Source organism: Mesorhizobium sp. M7A.F.Ca.US.006.04.2.1, from assembly GCF_004022915.1.
Classification (GTDB): Bacteria; Pseudomonadota; Alphaproteobacteria; order Rhizobiales; family Rhizobiaceae; genus Mesorhizobium; species Mesorhizobium ciceri.
Genome location: NZ_RZQA01000599.1, coordinates 1 through 4,027, shown reverse-complemented (window position 1 = coordinate 4,027; position 4,027 = coordinate 1). Strand labels below are relative to the sequence as shown.

Here is a 4,027-nt window from a genome sequence, read left to right as displayed (position 1 = left end):
GGCCGGGGTCGGTCAACGTTGCCGCCGCGCCGAATTCCAGCGGCGTCAACAGGTCGGCTGCCGGATAGAGGATCGGGTTGTCGAGCACCTCCTTGGGCAGCAGCTTGTTGACGCGCGCATCGGTCGACGGCGCACCATTGGCCAAATGCTCCTTCACCGCCACCTGCGGATTCATCAGGTAGTTGAGCAGCGCGTAACCGGCGGGCTTGTTCGGCGCGTCTTTCGGAATGGCATAGAAATCGGTCCAGATCTCGCCGCCTTCCTTGCCCAGCACATAGGCGATCTCGGGAATGTCGCGATGCAGCTGCGCGCCGTCATTCGTCCAGCACATGGTCATCCACGCGTCGCCGGCGCGCATCCCCGGCTGGTAGTCGGAGGAGACCGCGAACAGATGCGGCTTGACCTTCAGCAGCAGCTCCTCCGCCTTGGCCAGTTCGTCCTGCTTGAGCGAATTGAACGAGTAGCCGTAATATTTCAGCGCATTGCCGATCGTGGTCAGCTGGTAGTCATGCACCATGGTGCGGCTGTCGCCTTCCGCCATGGCGGTGTCCCAGAACTCCTTCCAGCTCGTCATCGGCTTGGTCAGCTTCTGGGTGTTGACGGCAAAGCCGGTGGTGCCCCAGTTCTTCGGCACGGCGTAGATCGTCCCATCGATCGTGCCCTCCGAGGTGAAGCGCGGATCCTCTTGCGAGCCGTCGAAATTCGGCAGCTTCGCCATCTCCAGCGGCTCGATGATGCCGAGCTTCTTGTAGGTCGAGATCGTGTAATTGGTCGGCACGAACAGGCTCCAGCCCGAGGCCCCGGCCTGCAGCTTGGCCAGCATCTCCTCATTGGAGCCGAACACGTTGACCTCGACGGCGACGCCGGTGTCCTTCTTGAAGTTCTCGAAGGTCGCCGGGTCATGATAGTTCGGCCAGGTGGCGATCGACATGCGATCGCCAAGGCTTTCCACGGCAAAGGCCGGTGTCGGCATGATGCCGATCTCGCGCGCCATCACCGCAGTGGCAATGCCAAGGCCGGTGAGACCGAGAAAGTCGCGGCGGCCGATCGAGCCGCGCTTCAAACGCATCAGCTGGTCGACGAAATTCTCGGGGCTTATCGGCAGTCCGTCACGATATGATTTCGACATGTTTATCTACCCTCTGGTTGGCCCCGTTGTTCTTGGTCTCCGCAAACGCCAGCGGCGTTCCGGAGGCAAAGCCGATGGCGACGGGTTCACCCGGCTTGAAGAGATTGCCGTGACCGATCAGGTGATCGGCTTTGGCCAGCAGCGTTCCGATGCCCTTGACCTCGATCGCGTATTCCGCCGTCGCGCCCAGGAATATCCGGTTGCGGACGATGCCCTTGAATGGGCCGCTTGCCTGGGCGCCGAGACTGAGCGATTCAGGACGCAGGCTGACCGAAACGACCTCGCCCTGCTGCAAGGCGGTCCGTTTGCGCGCCGCAATGACGGTGCCGTCGGCAAGCGCCACCTCCACCAGATCGCCGGTATGCCCGGCGACGGTACCGCTCAAAAGATTGGTCTTGCCGACGAAATCGGCAACAAACAAGTCGGCCGGTTCGTCATAGATCTCGCTCGGCTGCCCGAGCTGGACGATGCGGCCGCCATTCATGACGCAGACGAAATCGCTCATCGACAGCGCTTCCTCCTGGTCGTGCGTGACCAGCACGAAGGTGATGCCGATCTCGCGCTGCAGGTTCTGCAGCTCGATCTGCATGTCGGTGCGCAGCTTCTTGTCGAGCGCCGCCAGCGGCTCATCGAGCAAGAGCACCGCCGGCTTGTTGACCAGGGCGCGGGCAAGCGCCACACGCTGCTGCTGGCCGCCCGACAGTTCGTGGATCTTGCGGCGGCCATAGCCGGCGAGCCGCACCATTTCGAGCGCCTCGCCCGCCCTTGAGGCGATCTCGCGCGAAGACAGCCTTGGCCGCGCCTGGCGCAGCCCATAGGCGACATTGTCCTCGACATCGAGATGCGGAAACAGCGCGTATTGCTGGAACACCATGTTGACCGGCCGCCGGTAGGGCGGCGTGCCGGCCATGTCCTGGCCGCGAATGAACACCTGGCCTTCGCTCGGCTGTTCGAAGCCGCCGATCATGCGCAGGCAGGTGGTCTTGCCGCAGCCGGAGGGACCGAGCAGCGCGACAAAGGCGGAGGGCGGGACAGCGAGATCGATGCCGCTGACCGCGGTCACCGCGCCATAGCGCTTGGTGACGCCGCGAAACTCGATGTCGGGCACTGCGGTCAAGGCTGATGGCTCCAGCAACAGGGCAATATCGGAACGCTACCAGAGCCAATGGCGGCTAGTATATACCTCTCAGGTGGTATATCTGATCTATTTTCTCGTTTAAGGGGGTATGCATTGTCCCGCAGCGACGAATACAGCCGGCTCGCCACGCTCGTCGCGACGACGCGGGAGACCAGCGGCGATCTCTTTGGCCAGGCGCTGGTCGAGTGGCTGCGGCAGCACGTTAGATTCGACCACTGCGTGATCTTCGGCTATCGCGGCGCCTCGCGCCCGCCGCTGCTGTTCGAGACCTTCTCGCCCACCGAGAGCCATGTGTTCGTCGCGCTCTATCAGGAAGGGCCGTATCTGCTCGATCCGTTCCATCACGCTGCGGTCGAGCGCAAGGAAGGGTTCTGGCGCATGCGCGAGCTGGCGCCGGACCGTTTCTATGCCAGCGAGTATTTCCGCTCCTATTACAGCCAGACCAGGCTGGCCGAGGAGGTCGGCTTCTTCGTGCCGCTGCCGGGCAAGGATGCGCTGGTGTTGTCGCTGATGCGGCTGCGCGCTTCAGGCCCTTTCGGCACCGCCGATGCCAGATTGCTGCGCGACATGGCTCCCGCGGTGATCAGCTTCATCAGGTTGCGCTGGCCTGCTCTTCCGGCCGACGAAACGGCGGAAGCGAAGCAGGACGAGACGGCCGCTATGGTCAACGAATTCGACCGCGCCCATATCTGGCAGAGCCTGTCGCTGACGCCGCGCGAAAAGCATGTCGTCGACCTGGTGTTGCAGGGGCATTCGACGGAGTCGATCGCCCGCGCCATGCGCATCGTGCCGGGAACCGTGAAGGTCCATCGCCGCAACATCTACCGCAAGCTCAAGATCAAGTCGCAGGCCGGCCTGTTCGCGCGCTTCGTCGAGATCATCGATGCACGGATCCGGTAGGCTCTCTAACCGCCGGCTTCCCACGACCCGGTCTCGGCCATCCGCTTCAGCAACGGCGCCGGCTTGAACACATCCTTGCCCGTCCGTTGATGCCAGTATTCGAGCCGCTCGATGATCCTGGCCGGACCTTCAAGGCCAACCCAGAACATCGGTCCGCCCTTGCCGATGGGAAAGCCGTAGCCATTGACCCAGACGACATCGATGTCGGACGCACGGGCCGCTATGCCTTCCTCCAGGATCTTGGCGCCCTCGTTGATCAGGGGGTAAAGCGTGCGCTCTACGATTTCCTCCGCACTGATCGCACGCGGTGCGATACCCTTCTCGGCGGCCTTGTCGCGGATCAGCGCTTCAACCTCGGGATCCGGCACTGGCGTGCGCGCGCCAGCCTCATAGAGGTAAAAACCCCGGCCGGTCTTCTGGCCGAAACGTCCTTGTTCGCACAGCGTGTCGGCGATCACGGCTTTCTGGCCGCGTGCCTTGCGGTTGCGCCAGCCAATATCGAGACCGGCGAGATCGCCCATTTGGAACGGCCCCATCGGCCAGCCGAAATCGGTGAACACCTGGTCGATCTGGCTGGGCGTTGCGCCTTCCAGAAGAAGCGCTTCCGATTCCGAGCCCCGCGCGGCAAGCATGCGGTTGCCGACGAAGCCGTGGCAGACGCCGACCACGACGGCCACCTTGCCGATCCGCCTCGCCAGGTCGACTGATGTCGCCAGCGCATCGGGCGCGGTCTTCTCGGCGCGCACGATCTCCAAGAGCTTCATGACATTGGCCGGCGAAAAGAAATGCAGGCCGAGCACATCCTGCGGCCGCGAGGTCGAGGCAGCGATTTCGCTGATGTCGCGATAGGAGGTGTTGGT

At 63.3% G+C, this 4,027-nt stretch carries 4 protein-coding genes; 1 reads left to right on the top strand and 3 read right to left on the bottom strand.

The annotated features are described in order from the left end of the window. Positions 1–1,129: spermidine/putrescine ABC transporter substrate-binding protein (locus tag EN925_RS26110; RefSeq protein ID WP_164894392.1), on the bottom strand; the 1,129-nt coding region annotated here is incomplete at its 3' end. Beyond that, on the bottom strand, positions 1,110–2,246 hold the full coding sequence (locus tag EN925_RS26105) for an ABC transporter ATP-binding protein (RefSeq protein WP_127369250.1): 1,137 nt from the start codon (positions 2,244–2,246) through the stop codon (positions 1,110–1,112). The genes EN925_RS26110 and EN925_RS26105, both read right to left, overlap by 20 nt. A 114-nt stretch (positions 2,247–2,360) precedes the next feature. On the opposite strand from EN925_RS26105, the gene EN925_RS26100 reads away from it, so the two are divergent. After that, positions 2,361–3,167: a LuxR C-terminal-related transcriptional regulator gene (locus tag EN925_RS26100; protein ID WP_024504754.1), complete on the top strand. Its 807-nt coding sequence runs from the start codon at positions 2,361–2,363 to the stop codon at positions 3,165–3,167. Between the two features lie 5 nt (positions 3,168–3,172). On the opposite strand, the gene EN925_RS26095 is transcribed toward EN925_RS26100, so the two are convergent. Next, positions 3,173–4,027: 3-hydroxyacyl-CoA dehydrogenase family protein (locus EN925_RS26095; protein ID WP_245487303.1), on the bottom strand; the 855-nt coding region annotated here is incomplete at its 5' end.